Source organism: Erwinia mallotivora (assembly GCF_000590885.1).
Classification (GTDB): domain Bacteria; phylum Pseudomonadota; class Gammaproteobacteria; order Enterobacterales; family Enterobacteriaceae; genus Erwinia; species Erwinia mallotivora.
The window spans coordinates 1-15,999 of record NZ_JFHN01000025.1; the positions used below are offsets into that span (position 1 = coordinate 1).

15 protein-coding genes and 4 tRNA genes are annotated in these 15,999 nt (G+C 51.9%); 8 read left to right on the plus strand and 11 right to left on the minus strand.

All coding sequences use genetic code 11. The annotated features are described in order from the left end of the window. From tuf to BG55_RS03845, 5 genes are all read right to left on the minus strand, one after another. Window positions 1-1,185, minus strand: coding sequence for an elongation factor Tu (gene tuf / locus BG55_RS03825; protein ID WP_034934494.1), 1,185 nt, complete (start codon window positions 1,183-1,185; stop codon window positions 1-3). A gap of 114 nt (window positions 1,186-1,299) precedes the next feature. Further along, window positions 1,300-1,375, minus strand: a tRNA-Thr gene (locus BG55_RS03830). Between the two features lie 6 nt (window positions 1,376-1,381). Beyond that, window positions 1,382-1,456 (minus strand) — tRNA-Gly (locus tag BG55_RS03835). Window positions 1,457-1,648: 192 nt separating this feature from the next. Continuing rightward, a tRNA-Tyr gene (locus BG55_RS03840) sits at window positions 1,649-1,733 on the minus strand. Between the two features lie 12 nt (window positions 1,734-1,745). Next, window positions 1,746-1,821 (minus strand) — tRNA-Thr (locus BG55_RS03845). 367 nt (window positions 1,822-2,188) lie between these two features. On the opposite strand from BG55_RS03845, the gene BG55_RS03850 reads away from it, so the two are divergent. Together BG55_RS03850 and coaA are read left to right on the plus strand one after the other, a co-directional pair. Continuing rightward, window positions 2,189-2,737 carry a GNAT family N-acetyltransferase gene (locus BG55_RS03850; protein ID WP_034934496.1) on the plus strand — a complete coding sequence of 183 codons (549 nt, stop codon included), beginning with the start codon at window positions 2,189-2,191 and terminating at the stop codon, window positions 2,735-2,737. A gap of 201 nt (window positions 2,738-2,938) precedes the next feature. After that, window positions 2,939-3,889 (plus strand): type I pantothenate kinase, encoded by a 951-nt coding sequence (coaA, locus tag BG55_RS03855; protein ID WP_034934499.1) that lies wholly within the window; start codon window positions 2,939-2,941, stop codon window positions 3,887-3,889. 15 nt (window positions 3,890-3,904) lie between these two features. Here coaA and BG55_RS03860 read toward each other — a convergent pair whose 3' ends face one another. From BG55_RS03860 to BG55_RS03875, 4 genes are all read right to left on the minus strand, one after another. Beyond that, a complete protein-coding gene (locus BG55_RS03860; RefSeq protein WP_034934501.1) occupies window positions 3,905-4,822 on the minus strand; it encodes an alpha/beta hydrolase in 918 nt (305 codons plus the stop codon). Window positions 4,823-5,089: 267 nt separating this feature from the next. After that, window positions 5,090-5,596 carry a TIGR00645 family protein gene (locus tag BG55_RS03865; RefSeq protein WP_034934503.1) on the minus strand — a complete coding sequence of 169 codons (507 nt, stop codon included), beginning with the start codon at window positions 5,594-5,596 and terminating at the stop codon, window positions 5,090-5,092. Window positions 5,597-5,681: 85 nt separating this feature from the next. Further along, a complete protein-coding gene (locus BG55_RS03870; protein ID WP_034934505.1) occupies window positions 5,682-5,927 on the minus strand; it encodes a hypothetical protein in 246 nt (81 codons plus the stop codon). 46 nt (window positions 5,928-5,973) lie between these two features. Then, window positions 5,974-6,306, minus strand: a complete 333-nt coding sequence (locus tag BG55_RS03875) for a helix-turn-helix domain-containing protein (RefSeq protein WP_034934507.1) — start codon at window positions 6,304-6,306, stop codon at window positions 5,974-5,976. Window positions 6,307-6,519: 213 nt separating this feature from the next. Between BG55_RS03875 and BG55_RS03880 the strand changes: the two genes are divergently transcribed. Together BG55_RS03880 and BG55_RS03885 are read left to right on the plus strand one after the other, a co-directional pair. Then, window positions 6,520-7,419, plus strand: a complete 900-nt coding sequence (locus BG55_RS03880) for a LysR family transcriptional regulator (protein WP_071994969.1) — start codon at window positions 6,520-6,522, stop codon at window positions 7,417-7,419. Window positions 7,420-7,612: 193 nt separating this feature from the next. After that, complete coding sequence (locus tag BG55_RS03885; protein ID WP_034934509.1) at window positions 7,613-8,752, plus strand: GNAT family N-acetyltransferase; 1,140 nt, start codon at window positions 7,613-7,615, stop codon at window positions 8,750-8,752. 114 nt (window positions 8,753-8,866) lie between these two features. Here the strand turns inward: BG55_RS03885 and BG55_RS03890 are convergent, their stop codons facing one another. Continuing rightward, window positions 8,867-10,702, minus strand: a complete 1,836-nt coding sequence (locus BG55_RS03890) for an ABC transporter ATP-binding protein (RefSeq protein WP_034934511.1) — start codon at window positions 10,700-10,702, stop codon at window positions 8,867-8,869. Window positions 10,703-10,885: 183 nt separating this feature from the next. Between BG55_RS03890 and zinT the strand changes: the two genes are divergently transcribed. After that, window positions 10,886-11,533, plus strand: a complete 648-nt coding sequence (gene zinT, locus BG55_RS03895; protein WP_034934513.1) for a metal-binding protein ZinT — start codon at window positions 10,886-10,888, stop codon at window positions 11,531-11,533. Between the two features lie 59 nt (window positions 11,534-11,592). Here the strand turns inward: zinT and BG55_RS03900 are convergent, their stop codons facing one another. Then, the gene (locus tag BG55_RS03900) at window positions 11,593-12,369 is read right to left on the minus strand and encodes a DeoR/GlpR family DNA-binding transcription regulator (RefSeq protein WP_034934515.1); all 777 of its coding nucleotides are present in this window, start codon (window positions 12,367-12,369) and stop codon (window positions 11,593-11,595) included. 192 nt (window positions 12,370-12,561) lie between these two features. On the opposite strand from BG55_RS03900, the gene BG55_RS03905 reads away from it, so the two are divergent. The 3 genes from BG55_RS03905 (at window position 12,562) to BG55_RS03915 (ending at window position 15,990) form a co-directional block, all read left to right on the plus strand. Further along, window positions 12,562-13,587: an SIS domain-containing protein gene (locus BG55_RS03905; RefSeq protein ID WP_034934517.1), complete on the plus strand. Its 1,026-nt coding sequence runs from the start codon at window positions 12,562-12,564 to the stop codon at window positions 13,585-13,587. Continuing rightward, a complete protein-coding gene (locus BG55_RS03910; protein ID WP_034934520.1) occupies window positions 13,584-14,519 on the plus strand; it encodes an ROK family protein in 936 nt (311 codons plus the stop codon). The genes BG55_RS03905 and BG55_RS03910 overlap by 4 nt, the downstream gene beginning before the upstream one ends. A gap of 220 nt (window positions 14,520-14,739) precedes the next feature. Further along, window positions 14,740-15,990 carry an extracellular solute-binding protein gene (locus BG55_RS03915; RefSeq protein WP_034934522.1) on the plus strand — a complete coding sequence of 417 codons (1,251 nt, stop codon included), beginning with the start codon at window positions 14,740-14,742 and terminating at the stop codon, window positions 15,988-15,990. Window positions 15,991-15,999 lie beyond the last annotated feature (9 nt).

A 15,999-nucleotide genomic window follows, 5' to 3' on the forward strand; every position in this document is an offset into this window, starting at 1 on the left:
TTAAGCGATAACTTTAGCAACAACGCCCGCACCAACAGTACGTCCGCCTTCGCGGATTGCGAAACGCAGACCGTCGTCCATTGCGATTGGGTGGATCAGCGTAACAACCATTTTGATGTTATCACCTGGCATTACCATTTCAACGCCTTCTGGCAGTTCAATGGTACCGGTCACGTCAGTAGTACGGAAGTAGAACTGTGGACGGTAGCCTTTGAAGAACGGAGTATGACGGCCGCCTTCATCTTTGGACAGAATATAAACTTCTGACTCGAATTTGGTGTGTGGCTCGATGGTGTCTGGCTTAGCCAGTACCTGACCACGCTGGATATCTTCACGCTTGATACCACGCAGCAGGATACCACAGTTCTCACCAGCACGACCTTCGTCCAGCAGCTTGCGGAACATTTCAACGCCGGTACAGGTTGATTTCACAGTATCTTTGATACCAACGATTTCAACTTCTTCACCCACTTTAACGATGCCGCGCTCAACACGACCGGTCACAACGGTACCACGGCCGGAGATGGAGAACACGTCTTCGATTGGCAGCAGGAACGGCTTGTCAATAGCACGCTCTGGTTCCGGGATGTAGTTATCCAGGTGGCCCGCCAGCTCGATGATTTTGGCTTCCCACTCAGCGTCACCTTCCAGCGCTTTCAGCGCGGAACCGTGAACGATTGGGGTGTCATCGCCCGGGAATTCGTACTGAGACAGCAGATCACGCACTTCCATCTCAACCAGTTCCAGCAGCTCTTCGTCATCAACCATGTCACATTTGTTCAGGAACACGATGATGTAAGGTACGCCTACCTGACGACCCAGCAGGATGTGCTCACGGGTCTGCGGCATTGGGCCGTCAGTCGCAGCAACAACCAGAATCGCACCGTCCATCTGCGCAGCACCGGTGATCATGTTTTTCACATAGTCGGCGTGGCCCGGGCAGTCAACGTGAGCGTAGTGACGGGTTGGGGTGTCATACTCAACGTGAGAGGTGTTGATGGTGATACCACGTGCTTTTTCTTCTGGTGCGTTATCGATCTGGTCGAATGCACGAGCAGAACCACCGTAGGTTTTAGCCAGAACGGTAGTGATAGCTGCGGTCAGGGTAGTTTTACCGTGGTCAACGTGGCCGATAGTACCAACGTTGACGTGCGGTTTGGAACGTTCAAATTTTTCTTTAGACATCGCTTGTCCCTCTAAGACACGGATAAATCGGTGATATCACCACATCAACCAGGCATTGCCTGAATTGTTGAATTTTAACGTAACAGAGAAGAATCAGGGAGGGAGAATTAGAAGTGGTGCTGATACCCAGAGTCGAACTGGGGACCTCACCCTTACCAAGGGTGCGCTCTACCAACTGAGCCATATCAGCACGGCTTGGAGCGGGCAGCGGGAATCGAACCCGCATCATCAGCTTGGAAGGCTGAGGTAATAGCCATTATACGATGCCCGCATCCTGGAACTCGGCTACCTGTTCATTCTGTAGCTTTTGAATAATAAGGAAAGCCTTACTATTCGAGTCAACCCGCATACGCTTGATGACTCCGACTGCGCATGAGCTCAGTCTAAAATCACTATGTCACTTCGACCCAGAGAAATAATATGGTATTCCTCTGTGCCCTCAGCCTTAAACTCAAGGTTGAGATGGTGGTGGGGGAAGGATTCGAACCTTCGAAGTCGATGACGGCAGATTTACAGTCTGCTCCCTTTGGCCGCTCGGGAACCCCACCAGGGGTACTTGATGGTGCCGGCTACCGGAATCGAACTGGTGACCTACTGATTACAAGTCAGTTGCTCTACCTACTGAGCTAAGCCGGCATCAAGTGACGCGCATTCTAGGAAGACCGGCCGCGTGATGCAACAAAAAAATTGCGATAAATGTTCTTATGCCTGTTATTTGTGCAATTCTTCGCAAATTGCCACATACCACCAGGACTTTCGTTCAATTAATCACCTCTGTGGCGTTTTAATCACCAGCACTTTTAACCGATGCCCATTGTTAAGCTGAATCTGTGGGCACTCCTGCCAGGTTTAAAAGGCGATCTTTTGCACCATCGCGGTCGTCCTGCACATTGATCGTGCATTGTTTTATTCATCTCACGTCAGATTTGCGCAGCCTGCCGCTTAAAACAGCCTGGATCGCTTATTGCATGATTAATATTTCATCATCAGTGGAGGACACAGCATGAAAATCGTAATGATCAATGCCGCCACCCTGCCTGTTTATCGCAGTGAGCTTGCAAACCTGCTGTTGAACACCGCAACCCGCGACGCTCCTGATGGTGAACAACAACGTCTTTCGCGGCAACAGGCCGAGAGTTATTTCCACAGCCTGCGGGCAGCGCTCTCCAGAGGAGAGAGAAAATTGTGGATTGCCCGTGATGAACAGGGCATCAGTGGAAGTGTGCAACTGGAAATATGTCAGAAACCTGAAGGCAGAAATCGTGCGGAAATTCAGCAGCTTCTGGTTCACGATCGTGCGCGACGCCTGGGGACCGGCAGAAAGCTGATGGCGGCACTTGAACAGGAAGCGGTGAACCTGCAACGTGGTCTTCTTTATCTGGATACTCCAGCAGGTGGTGCAGCAGAGGCGTTCTACCGCGCTCAGGGTTATCGCTGCCTGGGAGAGCTGCCCGACTTTTCCTGCTCCCCTGAGGGCTACTCACATGCCGCGGTGATCTACTACAAACGGTTGATGGCGGCAAATCAGGTTATCCGCATGATTGCCAGCTAATTATTTGATAAATGCGGGAGCCGTTGCGTTTGCACCCGCTGATTTTATTTTTCCTTCTGGTTCCTGCCCGTCTGGTGGTAATCTCCTGCGCATTGTTTTCTGAAATTTTCCTGAGCTTGTGAGCCGGAAGCGCACTCTTTGCCTCCTTCCCTCGTTTTTTTACGCCACATCAGGCAAATTCTTGCTGGCAGAAACATCCATATGATTAAAAAAGAGTCCCTGCTAACCACACCCTATTTACAATTTAACCGCACACAATGGGCCGCCTTACGTGATTCGGTTCCGATGACCCTCAGCGAAGAAGAAGTCGCTCGTCTTAAAGGTATAAACGAAGATTTATCCATAGATGAAGTGACTGAAATCTATCTGCCGCTTTCTCGTCTGCTTAATTTCTATATCAGTTCTAATCTGCGTCGGCAGGCCGTACTGGAACAGTTTCTGGGTACCAACGGACAAAAAATCCCTTACATCATCAGCATTGCCGGTAGCGTGGCCGTTGGCAAAAGCACCACAGCGCGTGTTCTGCAAGCTCTGCTTAGCCGATGGCCAGAGCACCGCCGCGTTGAGTTGATTACCACTGACGGCTTTCTGCATCCTAATCAGGTGCTGAAAGAGCGCGGGCTGATGAAGAAAAAAGGGTTTCCTCAGTCATATGACATGCACAGACTGGTGAACTTTGTTTCCGACCTGAAATCCGGAGCGGCTCAGGTTACCGCGCCGGTATACTCGCACCTGATATACGACGTAATCCCTGATGGAGACAAGGTTGTACAACAACCGGATATTCTGATTCTTGAAGGATTGAATGTGCTGCAAAGCGGCATGGATTATCCCCACGACCCACATCACGTATTTGTCTCAGACTTTGTGGATTTCTCAATTTATGTTGATGCACCTGAAGATTTGCTACAGCACTGGTACATTAACCGCTTCCTCAAATTCCGTCAGGGGGCGTTTACCGATCCCGATTCTTATTTCCACCATTACGCAAAATTGCCAGAGGCAGAAGCCATTACCATTGCCGGTCAGTTGTGGGAAGAGATCAACCTGATGAATTTGAAAGAAAACATCCTTCCAACCCGCGAACGTGCCAGCCTGATTATGACGAAAAGTGTTAATCATGCGGTCGATCTGGTGCGACTCAGAAAATAGTCTCTGACCATCGCGTCATGCGATGGTCCCCTCTTTTTTTCTGCGTGTTTCCAGCCAGACAGCATAGGCTTCATCCCATATTGCTGCCGGACTCCCCGCTCTTCCCAAACCAAAGCCATGTCCGCCACGCGTAATTTTAATCTGCTCGACCGGCACCCCCATTTTACGGCAGGTATCATGCATGATCTGGCTGTTGTGCGGATTGGAAACAAGATCATCCTCCGCCTGCGCCAGAAACGTCGGCGGGAATTGCCGGGTGACATAGTTTTCCACCGACCAGCCGGCTTCGTCAGCCGCAGACGGATTTTCGCCCAGCAGCTCAAAGTGCGTATTGGTGTGGGTGTAAGGCGGTTCAAGGGTGATAACCGGATAAATCAGCCCCACGCTGTCTGCCAGCGGCCTGATCTGATCAAGGGGATCCTGCGGTTGATAGGTAATAAAGTCCGGTCGTGCTGCAACCATCCCCATCAGATGCCCCCCGGCGGAGAAGCCAAGCAGATGCACTTTGCGCTCCATTGAGCGTACCAGTCGAATCGCACGTTGCGCATCCTGCAAAGGTGCCAGCCGCCCTGCCCGCCATTTTTCACGCGGCAAACGGTAACTCAATACATAAGCCGTATAGCCACGGGCATTCAGCCAGCGCGCCACGGGCCAGGCCTCGCCCCCCATTCCAATCCAGCGATAGCCTCCCCCTGCCGCAATCAGTACTGCCGCACCATTGGGATTCTCTGGCTGGAAACGTTGAATAGCCGGGCTGACAATATTCGACCAGGAACCATTAGCGGTAACATGTAAATCACCACTTGGGCCACCGCCCCCCGGCGGCTCATCCTGCCAGAGAGGAATGATATCTTCGCGGGCAAACAGCTTCCCGGTTGTCATCGCAAGTAAAGTGGCGCCGGTACCCAGTATTAACCGACGACGACTAATCATCTGACATCTCTTTCCTCTGTGACCCTCACTCTTGTTCCGTCGTGCCGAACAGCAGATTGCCGACAGACATTTTAAAGATGCAAAGTGGGTGCCAATATATTCTGGTTAATGCAGGCAATCTGCCAGCCTTTGAATGAACGCGATTATTTTATCGGCATGGCGGTCCGATTTCTGCACCGCTTTTTATGCGATTTTGCCCTTTCCGGGCAAGAAAAATCATGCAACAGGGAAAATCTGCCCGGGACAGGCCGGGCAGATCGGGAAAGGTTAGCTGCTGGTGTATTTCTCACGGCGGGAGATGCCGTCCAGATACCCCATTACGAAGGCGGACAGCACGAAGGTCAGGTGGATAATGACGTACCACATCAGCTTATTGTCCGGAATATTTTTCGCATCCATAAATACCCGCAACAGATGAATAGAAGAGATAGCCACAATCGACGCTGCGACTTTGTTCTTCAGCGATCCGGAATCCATTTTTCCTAACCAGCTGAGTTTCTCCTTATGTTCGGAAATATCCAGTCTGGAGACGAAGTTTTCGTAACCGGAAAGCATCACCATCACCAGTAAGCCGCCCACCAGAGTCAGATCGATCATCGACAGCAGCACCAGTACCAGATCGTTCTCCGCCATCGCCAACACGTTTGGCAACAGATGCAGAACTTCCTGGAAAAATTTGATCGTCAACGCCAGCAGGCCCAGTGACAACCCGAGATATACCGGTGCCAACAGCCAGCGCGAAGCATAAATTAGATTTTCAGTGAAACGTTCCATATCATCCCGTGAGCAATTTAACACGGCATCAGTATACCTGATGAGGGGGTAAATTCTGCATCAGGATACGGCATTAATCAGCAATTTAACTGACTTTACCTGACAACATGACCGGCTGGTCTGGCTGCTCAGACTCCAGCACACGCTGAATCTGGCGCTGGTAACCCATCATTCCTTGTGTCAGTTCGTCACCGGCAATAACAGGATCAATACAGTAAGCCGGTTCACACGGCACGGTAGCCGTGCTGGCCTGTGCAGTAAGGCTTCGGGCACTCACCACAGAAGGTTCGCCCATTGCCAGAGCGAGGATAATAAGAAGATATTTTTTCATTAGCTTGCCACCGTTGACGGACAGACCGCTGCCCGGACCCGGTAACTCAGTGAAACTCGCGATGCTGGTTACGGTAGTCTTTGGGCGTCACATTAAAGTGCTTTTTAAACACGCGCTGGAAACATTGTTGTGAAGAGAAGCCCAGGTCGGTGGAAATAGTCATAATGGTTTTGCGTGAGCTGACCAGACTTTTTGCTGCCTCATCAAGCCGACGGCGGCGGATAAAGGTCCCCAGGGTAATGCCTTTTTTCTCTTTAAATGCACGCTGAAGATGCCATTTTGAGTAGCCAGACCGGGCAGCAACCGCTTCAATATTCAGACCATCATCCAGATGCTCCTCAATCCAGTCGATAATGACATCCACAATTTCACCTTTCATTTATTCTCTCCTTCCAGCCCCGCCCTGCATGTTACGTTGCTGATTTGCGATGATGTTAAATTTCAATAGATTGTTTTTAATGAATAAAATAAATATGCAACTGATACTGTGACTTATGAAAATTTTCTGGAGTGAATGTTATAAAGATGCTTAAAATAGTTCAAATAGATAATTTGAATCCTGATTTATAGACATAATCTATACAGAGGCCTGATGTTAGATCTCAACCTGGTGCGGGTGTTCACCGCCATCTACGAAACCCGCAGCGTTAGCGGTGCTGCACAGCGTCTGTTTATCACCCAGCCTTCCGCCAGTTATGCGCTGGCACGGCTACGCAGGGAAACCAACGATGAGCTGTTCAAGCGCAGTCGGAACGGGATGGAACCCACCCCCAACGCCATGCAGCTGTATAAAGTGTTTAAAAAATCGCTGACGGGGATTGAGAAAGCCGTCGCTGAAACGCGCACTTTTGCCCCTGAAACATCGCGCCATAAATTTCGCCTGGCGCTATCGGATCTGGGAGAGCTGTTACTCCTGCCGCGTCTGGTGGCACATCTGCGGCAGATGGCCCCCGGTGTGCAGCTGGAAGTAATCCCGGTAGAGATGCAAAAACTGGAAGAATGGTTGCTGACAGGCAGGATTGATGCCGCTATCTGTAATCGTAATGAATCTGTATTATCCGCCCGACGCGAGCTGATGATGCACCAACGCTACGTCTGCCTGCTGAATATTCACCATCCCCGGATCGGCCAGCAACTCTCCCTGGATGAGTATATGCATGAACAGCATGTCGTCGTTTCAGCTACCAGCGGATACGGTCTGGTGGAAGATCGTCTGAAGGAGTTCGGCCTGGAGCGGGAAGTTGTGGTTGAAGTACCGCATTTTGCCGCGCTGGGCGAGTTAATCGCCTCCAGCGAATTGTTAGTGACCCTGCCTTATAACGCCGCTGCAATTTATGTGCAGAGGGGAAATGGCCGGGTGCTGGAATTGCCCTTCCAGGTGGCTGATTCCGAAGTGTTTCTCTACTCTCATACTGAAATTGGTGATATCACCGCCAAAAGCTGGTTTTTCAATATATTGCGCCAGGTCGCCCCGATGATGATCTCCGCCTGAGCCAGGCCGTAAAAGTGGTTGTCTGTAAAAGGAAAACGGGCAGCCTGCTGAACGTAATGACAGATTCATTTGCAACGGTGGCAGCAACTGCCACCAGGTATGCAGTTGGCAGAAGACATTGATCTTCAGCGTTAACCCCGTCACTTTAACGGCAGTGATTTTACTGCTGGCGGACTGAAAACGGAGCGTATTGATGTCACTTACCCTTCTGACCCGGCTGGCAGACCTTCCCGCCAGCCAGTGGGATTGCCTCATCCCTGACAGTCAGCCTTTCCTGCGCCATGCCTTTCTCAGCACGCTGGAAGAGAGTGGCTGTGTGAATAATGAAACAGGCTGGCATTCTGAGCATCTGCTGTGGATGGAAAACGGCGAACTGCGCGCCGCCATACCGGGTTATCGCAAACGCCATTCAAGAGGTGAGTATGTGTTTGATCATGCCTGGGCGGATGCCTGTCAGCGTGCCGGTGTACCCTATTATCCCAAATGGCTGGCCGCTGTGCCTTTCAGCCCGGTCACCGGCGCACGTTTGCTGGGCGAACCTGACGCGGCGAGGCAGCTGTTGCAGGCGATCCCGGCGTTTTCAGCACAGGCCCAGTTGTACAGCGCACATATTAATTTCGGCAATGCACAAACCGCAGCGCTGATGGCTGATGAAAGTCAGTGGTTGCATCGCACTGGCTGTCAGTATCACTGGCATAATCCCGGCTATCGTGATTTTCAGGATTTTCTTGATACTCTGATGTCCCGTAAACGCAAACAGATCCGTAAAGAACGCGAGCTGGTTGCCAGCCAGGGCTTTGAATTTGAGTGGCTGGCCGGCCATCAGCTAAGTGAGGCGCAGTGGGATTTTATATATCACTGTTATGCCAACACCTATGCTGTTCGCGGCCAGCATCCCTATCTGACCCGTGAATTCTTCAGCCTGCTCAGCGAGAAAATGCCTGATGCAATCCGTGTGGTCCTGGCTAAGCAAAATGGCCTGATGGCCGCAATGGCTTTCAGCCTGGTAGACGGTCAATCTCTCTACGGGCGCTACTGGGGGTGTCTGGCAGAATTTAACCGACTGCATTTTGAAACCTGTTTCTGGCAGGGGATGGATTATGCCATTGCTCATCATCTGCCACGGTTTGATGCCGGCGCACAGGGCGAGCACAAGCTGGTGCGAGGATTTGAACCTGTTCTTACGCACTCCTGGCACTATTTGCGGCATGAAGGCCTACGGGCTGCGGTAGCAGACTATCTGCAACAGGAGCGGGAAGGCGTACTGGCCTGGATGGAAGAGGCGCGGGACGCACTCCCTTATCGTCGGGATGCAGGCGGCTTAACGGGCTGATTCAGGCCGCCCACCCTCCCTGACCTGCCGCATATGAGAACCTGACAGGCCCGATCCGCCAACGCAGGGAGCCCCTCCCGTACGTTGACAAGATGTTACCTCAGCAGGCCGGTTTTATTCTGATTCGCCGACGAAACCACCGGTCTGATGCTGCCACAGGCGGGCATAAAGTCCTCCTTTAGCCAGCAGCTCGGCGTGGCTACCCATTTCGGCGATCCTGCCATGTTGCAGTACCACCAGCCGGTCCATTCTGGCAATGGTCGACAGGCGGTGTGCGATAGCAATCACCGTTTTACCGGCCATCAGCGACTCCAGGCTTTCCTGAATTGCCGCTTCCACTTCTGAATCCAGGGCGGAGGTCGCCTCATCCATAATCAGGATTGGCGCATCTTTCAGCAGCACCCTGGCGATAGCAATACGCTGGCGCTGTCCTCCGGGGAGCTTCACTCCACGCTCACCAACATGCGCATCCAGCCCGTAACGGCCCTGTGAATCAGAGAGCATGGGAATAAACTCATCGGCTCTGGCCCGGTGGATAGTCTGCTGCAACTCTTCTTCAGTGGCATCTGGCCGACCATATAACAGGTTGTCACGAATTGAGCGATGCAGCAGGGACGTATCCTGAGTAATCATGCCAATCTGCGCACGCAGGCTTTCCTGGCTGACATGCGCAATATCCTGGTCATCGATCACAATCCGGCCCCCATCGAGGTCATACAGACGCAACAGCAAATTAACCAGCGTGGATTTTCCTGCCCCGGACGGCCCAATCAGCCCGATTTTTTCACCCGCACCGATCGCCAGCTGCAAATCCGTAATAACCCGACGCTCAGGTCCATAGTTAAAGTCCACGCCCTCAAAGCTGATTTGACCGCGTTGCACTTTCAGCGCCGCAGCCTGCGGTTTGTCAGTCACAGCGATAGGCTGGGCGATGGTTTTCAGACCATCCTGCACCATACCGATATTTTCAAAAATGCCATTCACCACCCACATGATCCAGCCGGACATATTGACAATGCGGATCACCAGACCGGTCGCCAGCGCGATAGCACCGACGCTGATCAGTGATTCTGTCCAGAGCCACAGCGCCAGGCCGGTCGTCGTCACAATTAACATGCCGTTAAGCGTGGTGATCACCACATCCATATTGGTCACCATACGCCCCTGCTGGCGGGTTTTATCGGTCTGATCGCCAATCGCCTCACGCGCAAAGGAACGTTCCAGAGAGCTGTGCGCAAACAATTTGAGGGTGGTGATATTGGTGTAACCGTCGACGATAGTTCCCATCAGCCGGGAGCGGGATTCAGACGACGCGACAGAACGGGATTTCACCCTTGGCACAAAATATCTCAGGCTGATGACGTACCCCAGGATCCACACCAGCAATGGGACCATCAACCGCCAGTCGGCCTCAGCAAACAGCACCAGCGAGGTAATGGCGTAGATCAGGACATGCCACAAAGCATCGACCGCCTGTACCGCAGAATCACGCAGCGCGTTACCGGTTTGCATAATTCGTTGAGCGATACGCCCGGCAAAATCACTCTGGAAGAAATTGAGGCTCTGGCGCAGCACGTAGTTATGATTCTGCCAGCGGATCATACTGGTCATGCCGGGGTTAATGGTCTGGTGCACCAGCAAGTCGTGCAGCCCGATAAAAACCGGCCGTAACAACAATGCCACCACCGCCATCCAGATCAGCTCACTGGCATGGTCACTGAAAAAACGCGCCGGCGGGGTACTGTTAACCATATCGATAATGGTGCTCAGATAACGGAACAGCGCCACTTCAATCAGTGAGGCAATCAGCCCGACTACCAGTAGCATGGCGAAGCTTTGCCACACCTGACGCAGATAATAGATATAAAAAGCCCAGACGCGATTTGGCGGTGTACTGGCGGGCGCATCCTGAAAAATGTCGATCAGTCGTTCAAAGCGGCGATACAGCATAGGGGGCTCACTTCACAGGCCAAAAAACGGATCTTAGTGCATTTTCGCCCGGCCTTGCGACAGTTAGTGCGCAACAGAATAAATCTCGCACCGGCAAAACGGGTCAGCAGCTGCTCTTTTAACATATGAAATGTTATGTTATAACATTTCCGGATAACACAAAGAATTTCACCGGAGAAGAAAATGTTAAGGAAAGTATCTGCTACCCTGCTGGCCGTAGGCATCAGCATGACCAGCATGGGCACATTTGCCCACGATGCGCACGATCACGGTGCCCCGCTGACGGACATTGAGCGCAAAGCCAGCGAGGGTGTTTTTGACGACCAGAACGTTAAAGACCGCCAGTTAAGCGACTGGGATGGTATCTGGCAGTCACTCAATCCCTGGTTATTAAAAGGCGACCTGGACCCTGTGCTGCAACAGAAAGCCAAAAGCGGGGAAAAATCGGTGGAAGAGTACCGGGCTTACTACAAAAAAGGGTATGCCACGGATATCGATATGATTGGCATTGAAAAAAACGTCATTGAATTTCATCGCGGCGACAAAGTCAGTGCCTGCCATTATGACTATGCCGGATTTAAAATACTGACCTATGCTTCCGGGAAGAAAGGGGTACGCTACCTGTTTACCTGCCAGGATAAAAATTCTCAGGCACCGGCTTATGTGCAGTTCAGCGATCACATTATCGGACCACGCAAATCTCAACACTTCCACATCTTTTTCGGCAATCAGTCGCACGAAGCCCTGCTCAGCGAGATGGATAACTGGCCAACTTTTTATCCGTGGAGCCTGAGTAAAGAACAAATCGTCGACGAAATGCTGCACCACTGAGTTCGTCCATCACTAACCTGACAGTGGCGAACATAAATGAAGAACTGATACCTGGGGTATCAGTTCTGTTCTGCATCAGGCTCAACCACCACTAACTGTGAACCATATTTGCTGCGCTGCTTAAGCTCAGGCGACGCTTCAGTGATCACCATACTGATATCGCTCAACGGACAGACATGTGCCAGCGCACGATAGCCAATTTTGCTGCTATCAGCCAGCACCACCGTTTTATCTGCGGCTTTGATCATCGCCTGCTTTACCGGGATCTCAATGGTATTGATATTGGTGATACCATTATCGTAATGCACGCCTTCCGATCCCAGAAAAGCCCAGTCAACATGCACGCTGTTGATTTTATCCACCGTCTCCTGACCGACTAAAGTGTAAACCTTATCCAGCATCAGCCCTCCTGCGACATGCAGGGTGATCCCCGGATGCTGCCCCATTGCCATCGCGCAATAAATATCATTGGTGACAACGGTCAGATTCTTTTTGTCTTTCAGGGCCAGCGCTAAGGCATAAACCGTTGAACCATTATCCAGGATCAGCGACTGACCATCCTTAACCAGACTGGCAGCATAGCGGGCAATAGCAGTTTTGGCTGACGCGTTCATTTCAAGTCGGACATCATAGGGGGTGTCAAACGTGTGCGCGGCCTCAATCGGTAACAATCCACCATGCGTTCTCATCACTTTGCCGGTTTTCTCCAGCAATGAGAGATCACGACGGATAGTCGAACTGTCCACGCCGAAGATTTCTGAAAGTTCTGCCGCGTTCAGATAGCCTTTTTCTGTGAGCATTTCCACAATTTTTGCTCTACGCTGTGCCGCCGTCATACTGCCTTCCTTACTGTCTATAATTGCACGTTTTCATGCATATACTGGCTTACATAAGATGTAATGTCATCTTAAGCGTGTTTAATTGGGCAAAAAAATCGCCTCGTTCACGAAATATAGTATTGACCGCACGAATTCGTGCATATATGTTAAACACATCAGTTATATTTACCTTTTAAGAGAACATGCTCCATGACGGTCATCAATTTCAGTGCTTACGAACAAGAGTTAGATCAGCAGGTCAGCTCCCTGACCGACCAGCTGAATCATACTCTGCCAGCGGCGCTGAAGACGCTCAATCTTGACCAGTTTGATCGTATTGTACTGGCCGGGATGGGATCATCAGATTATGCGTTGATCCCGGTTGAGCGAGAGCTTATTGCTCTGGGTTTGCCCGTCTGGCGCATTGATGCAGGTCCCCTGCTGGACATGCCACAACTGGTCACACCACAGACCCTGTTGTGGTTAACGTCACAGTCCGGCATGAGCGGTGAGATTGTTGCAGTGCTGGAAAAAATCCCGGCACCCAAAACACTGATTGGCGTGACCAACAACGCGGAGAGCCTGCTGGCAAAACGTGCTGATATTTTAGTAGAACTTAAGAGTGGCGAGGAATCAACCGTCAGCGCTAAAAGCTATCTGAACACGCTGATTGCCAGTTACCGCACCTTTTGGGCGCTGACCGGACGGGATGAAACCCCCTTTTTGCGTAACATCAACGCATCATTGCCCGAGCTCGCGGAGATCATCAAAAAACGCGCGCCGGTGCAGGCAATAACCGATCGGTTTTTCACCCATGCCAAACCTCGGGTGGCGCTGATCGGCATGGGAGCCGACGCAGCAACGGCTCTGACAGGCGCACTGATTACTAAAGAAGCCTCTAAAGTCAGTGCGGAAGGGTTTATTGGCGGTGAATTCCGTCATGGCCCGATGGAGACTTCAGGTAAAGGCATGCTGGCTTTACTGTTCGGCGACGGCAGCGGAACAACGCTTAAGACGCTGGCCAGCGATCTGGCTGACAACGGAACCGAAGTCGTTACCATAGGACCAGTGGCATACTCCGGCAGTCAACATTTGCCAACACCAGGGGAATCTACACTGATCCGTTTATTAAGCACTATGCTCTGGGTACAACACCTGACCGTCACCCTTGCCAGGGGTAACGGGATGGTGCCAGGCGAATTTCTGTACGGCCAAAAGGTAACGGTGAAAATATGACCCGGACTGCACTTCTGTTTCGCGCAGGCATTGATATCGGAGGCACCGGCACCCGAATAATCTTGCTGCATGAAGAACGTGAAGTGGCAGTTGAAAACATCCCGACAGCCTGGTTCGCCACACTTCCCCAGGCTTCGCGAGCGGGCGCGCTGGTCGATAAAATTCGCCAGCTGTTACCAGCGGGAGGTTCTCTGGTCAGTCTTGGCATTGGTGCCAGTGGGCCGGTTAATAACACCACGGAAATTATTGAAAATAACGATACGCTGACCTGCTTCTCTTATTATCCGCTGGTTTCACAATTGCGGGAGTTACTGGCTGTTCCGGTCGCCATTGATAACGATGCCGTGGCCGCCGCCCTGGGTGAATACCATCTGGGGGCGGGTAAGGGTAGCAAACGCATGATGATGGTCACGCTGGGGACAGGTATTGGCGTCGCGTTACTGAATGAGGGTCAGCCATTTCGCGCTGCTGACGGCAGGCATCCGGAAGCCGGACACATCCCGGTTTCCGCAGATGCGACCAGCTGCTACTGCGGTTTGCAGGGTTGCTGGGAGTCGCTGGCCTCACGCGGTTTCCTGCAACAGAAGCTGGAGCAGGAGATAGCAGATTTACAGTGGGGTGCGGATACCCCGGCATTACTCCAGAACATGATGGTAACACGGCCTCGTGTAGCCAAAATTCTCCACCAGTATGGTGAGATGGTTGGTCGTGGTCTGAATACGTTACTGGCGTTATATGGGCCGGATGTTACCGTGCTGAGCGGCAGTGCTGCCGCACTACTGCCGCTTTTCCAGTCAGGGCTGGATACCGCTCTGAACCGCGCTGACGGCTATGCCGTTAACCGAAAGATTTCACAATCTGCTCTTGGCGACGCGGCGGGCGCGCTGGGGGCGGCGATACTGCCAACGCTACGGGGAACCCGCCAACCATAAGTTGTAAAATAAACTAATAAATATCCCCAGGTCACGCGGCGGGCGTGCCAGGGGTAGCCAATACGGCCAATACACAGGGAATCCCGCCAACTGTAAGTTATAAATAATAAAATGCTGTTAATTCATGCCTGGTCCATTTAATTTACGATGGGTCCAGGCATTTTTCTGGCCTTAACCTCACTAATCAATCGCTTCTCATTTATCGTTATGGAGAATTGTTATGACGAGTCGATTTACACCCAGCTTCAGCAAATGTTTAGTCACCCTGTTGGCGCTGAGCGCTGCTGGCGTGGCCTCAGCACAAACGCAAGTCAATGCACTTTTCATGTCACAGGCGGCGTACAGCGAAAGTGATGTCCGCTCGATGACCAGCGACTTCGAGAAAACCCATCCGGATATCAAGGTTAATCTGGAATTCGTCCCCTACGAAGCGTTGCACGACAAGATCGTGGCCGCTCGCGGTGCCGGTAGTAACGGTTACGACGTAGTGCTGTTTGACGATATGTGGCCAGCGGAATTCAGTAAATTCAACATGTTGAAAGATGTCACTCCCCTGATCTCTGCGGACGAGAAAGCCAAAGTGTTCGACGGAGCCTGGAGTACGGTCAGCTGGAATAACAAACAGTGGGGGATGCCGTGGATCCTCGATACCAAATACCTTTATTACAACAAAGCGATGCTGGCTAAAGCCGGGATCACCACGCCGCCAACAACCTGGCAGCAGGTGATGGAGCAGTCGCAAACGTTAAAAGAAAAAGGCATTGTTAAATATCCTCTGGTCTGGAGCTGGTCGCAGGCAGAGGCGCTGGTGTGTGACTACACCACGCTGGTGTCAGCCTTTGGCGGGCAGTTTTATCAGAATGGCAAACTGAACTTCAGCGACGCCGGTTCGATTAAAGCGGTTGATTATATGAAAGCCACGCTGGATAAAGGTGTCAGTAATCCGAACTCTCGCGAATATCTGGAAGAGGACGTGCGTAAAGTCTTCTCCAATGGCGATGCGGCCTTCGCGCTGAACTGGACTTACATGTACAACATGGCTAACGATCCGAAGCAGAGTAAAGTGGCCGGAGAGGTGGGTATTATCCCTGCCCCGTCAGAAAAACCGGGGGAAGTGGCAGCCATGAACGGCTCAATGGGCCTGGGCGTAACCCAGTCCAGCAGCCACCCCGATCAGTCCTGGCAATATATCCGTTATCTGACATCGCAGCCGGTGCAGAACAAGTATGCCCGTCTGAGCCTGCCAATCTGGAAATCATCCTATGATGATCCAGCGGTGCAAAAGGGCCAGGAACCGCTGATCGCGGCGGCGAAACCGGCGCTGAACGTGATGCTGATGCGTCCGATTACCGCAGATTACTCACGTTTGTCTAACACCCTTCAGCAGCAGCTTCAGCAGGTTCTGCAAGGCCAACAGACGCCTCAATCCGCGATGGAATCTGTGACCAAAAGCGCCCAGCGCCTGCGTTAAGAGGTATTA

Coding starts and splice junctions, on each gene's coding strand:
- tuf (WP_034934494.1), bottom strand. CDS start 1,185: ATGTCTAAAGAAAAATTTGAACGTTCCAAACCGCACGTCAACGTTGGT.
- BG55_RS03850 (WP_034934496.1), top strand. CDS start 2,189: ATGAAAATCGTAATGATCAATGCCGCCACCCTGCCTGTTTATCGCAGT.
- coaA (WP_034934499.1), top strand. CDS start 2,939: ATGATTAAAAAAGAGTCCCTGCTAACCACACCCTATTTACAATTTAAC.
- BG55_RS03860 (WP_034934501.1), bottom strand. CDS start 4,822: ATGATTAGTCGTCGTCGGTTAATACTGGGTACCGGCGCCACTTTACTT.
- BG55_RS03865 (WP_034934503.1), bottom strand. CDS start 5,596: ATGGAACGTTTCACTGAAAATCTAATTTATGCTTCGCGCTGGCTGTTG.
- BG55_RS03870 (WP_034934505.1), bottom strand. CDS start 5,927: ATGAAAAAATATCTTCTTATTATCCTCGCTCTGGCAATGGGCGAACCT.
- BG55_RS03875 (WP_034934507.1), bottom strand. CDS start 6,306: ATGAAAGGTGAAATTGTGGATGTCATTATCGACTGGATTGAGGAGCAT.
- BG55_RS03880 (WP_071994969.1), top strand. CDS start 6,520: ATGTTAGATCTCAACCTGGTGCGGGTGTTCACCGCCATCTACGAAACC.
- BG55_RS03885 (WP_034934509.1), top strand. CDS start 7,613: ATGTCACTTACCCTTCTGACCCGGCTGGCAGACCTTCCCGCCAGCCAG.
- BG55_RS03890 (WP_034934511.1), bottom strand. CDS start 10,702: ATGCTGTATCGCCGCTTTGAACGACTGATCGACATTTTTCAGGATGCG.
- zinT (WP_034934513.1), top strand. CDS start 10,886: ATGTTAAGGAAAGTATCTGCTACCCTGCTGGCCGTAGGCATCAGCATG.
- BG55_RS03900 (WP_034934515.1), bottom strand. CDS start 12,369: ATGACGGCGGCACAGCGTAGAGCAAAAATTGTGGAAATGCTCACAGAA.
- BG55_RS03905 (WP_034934517.1), top strand. CDS start 12,562: ATGACGGTCATCAATTTCAGTGCTTACGAACAAGAGTTAGATCAGCAG.
- BG55_RS03910 (WP_034934520.1), top strand. CDS start 13,584: ATGACCCGGACTGCACTTCTGTTTCGCGCAGGCATTGATATCGGAGGC.
- BG55_RS03915 (WP_034934522.1), top strand. CDS start 14,740: ATGACGAGTCGATTTACACCCAGCTTCAGCAAATGTTTAGTCACCCTG.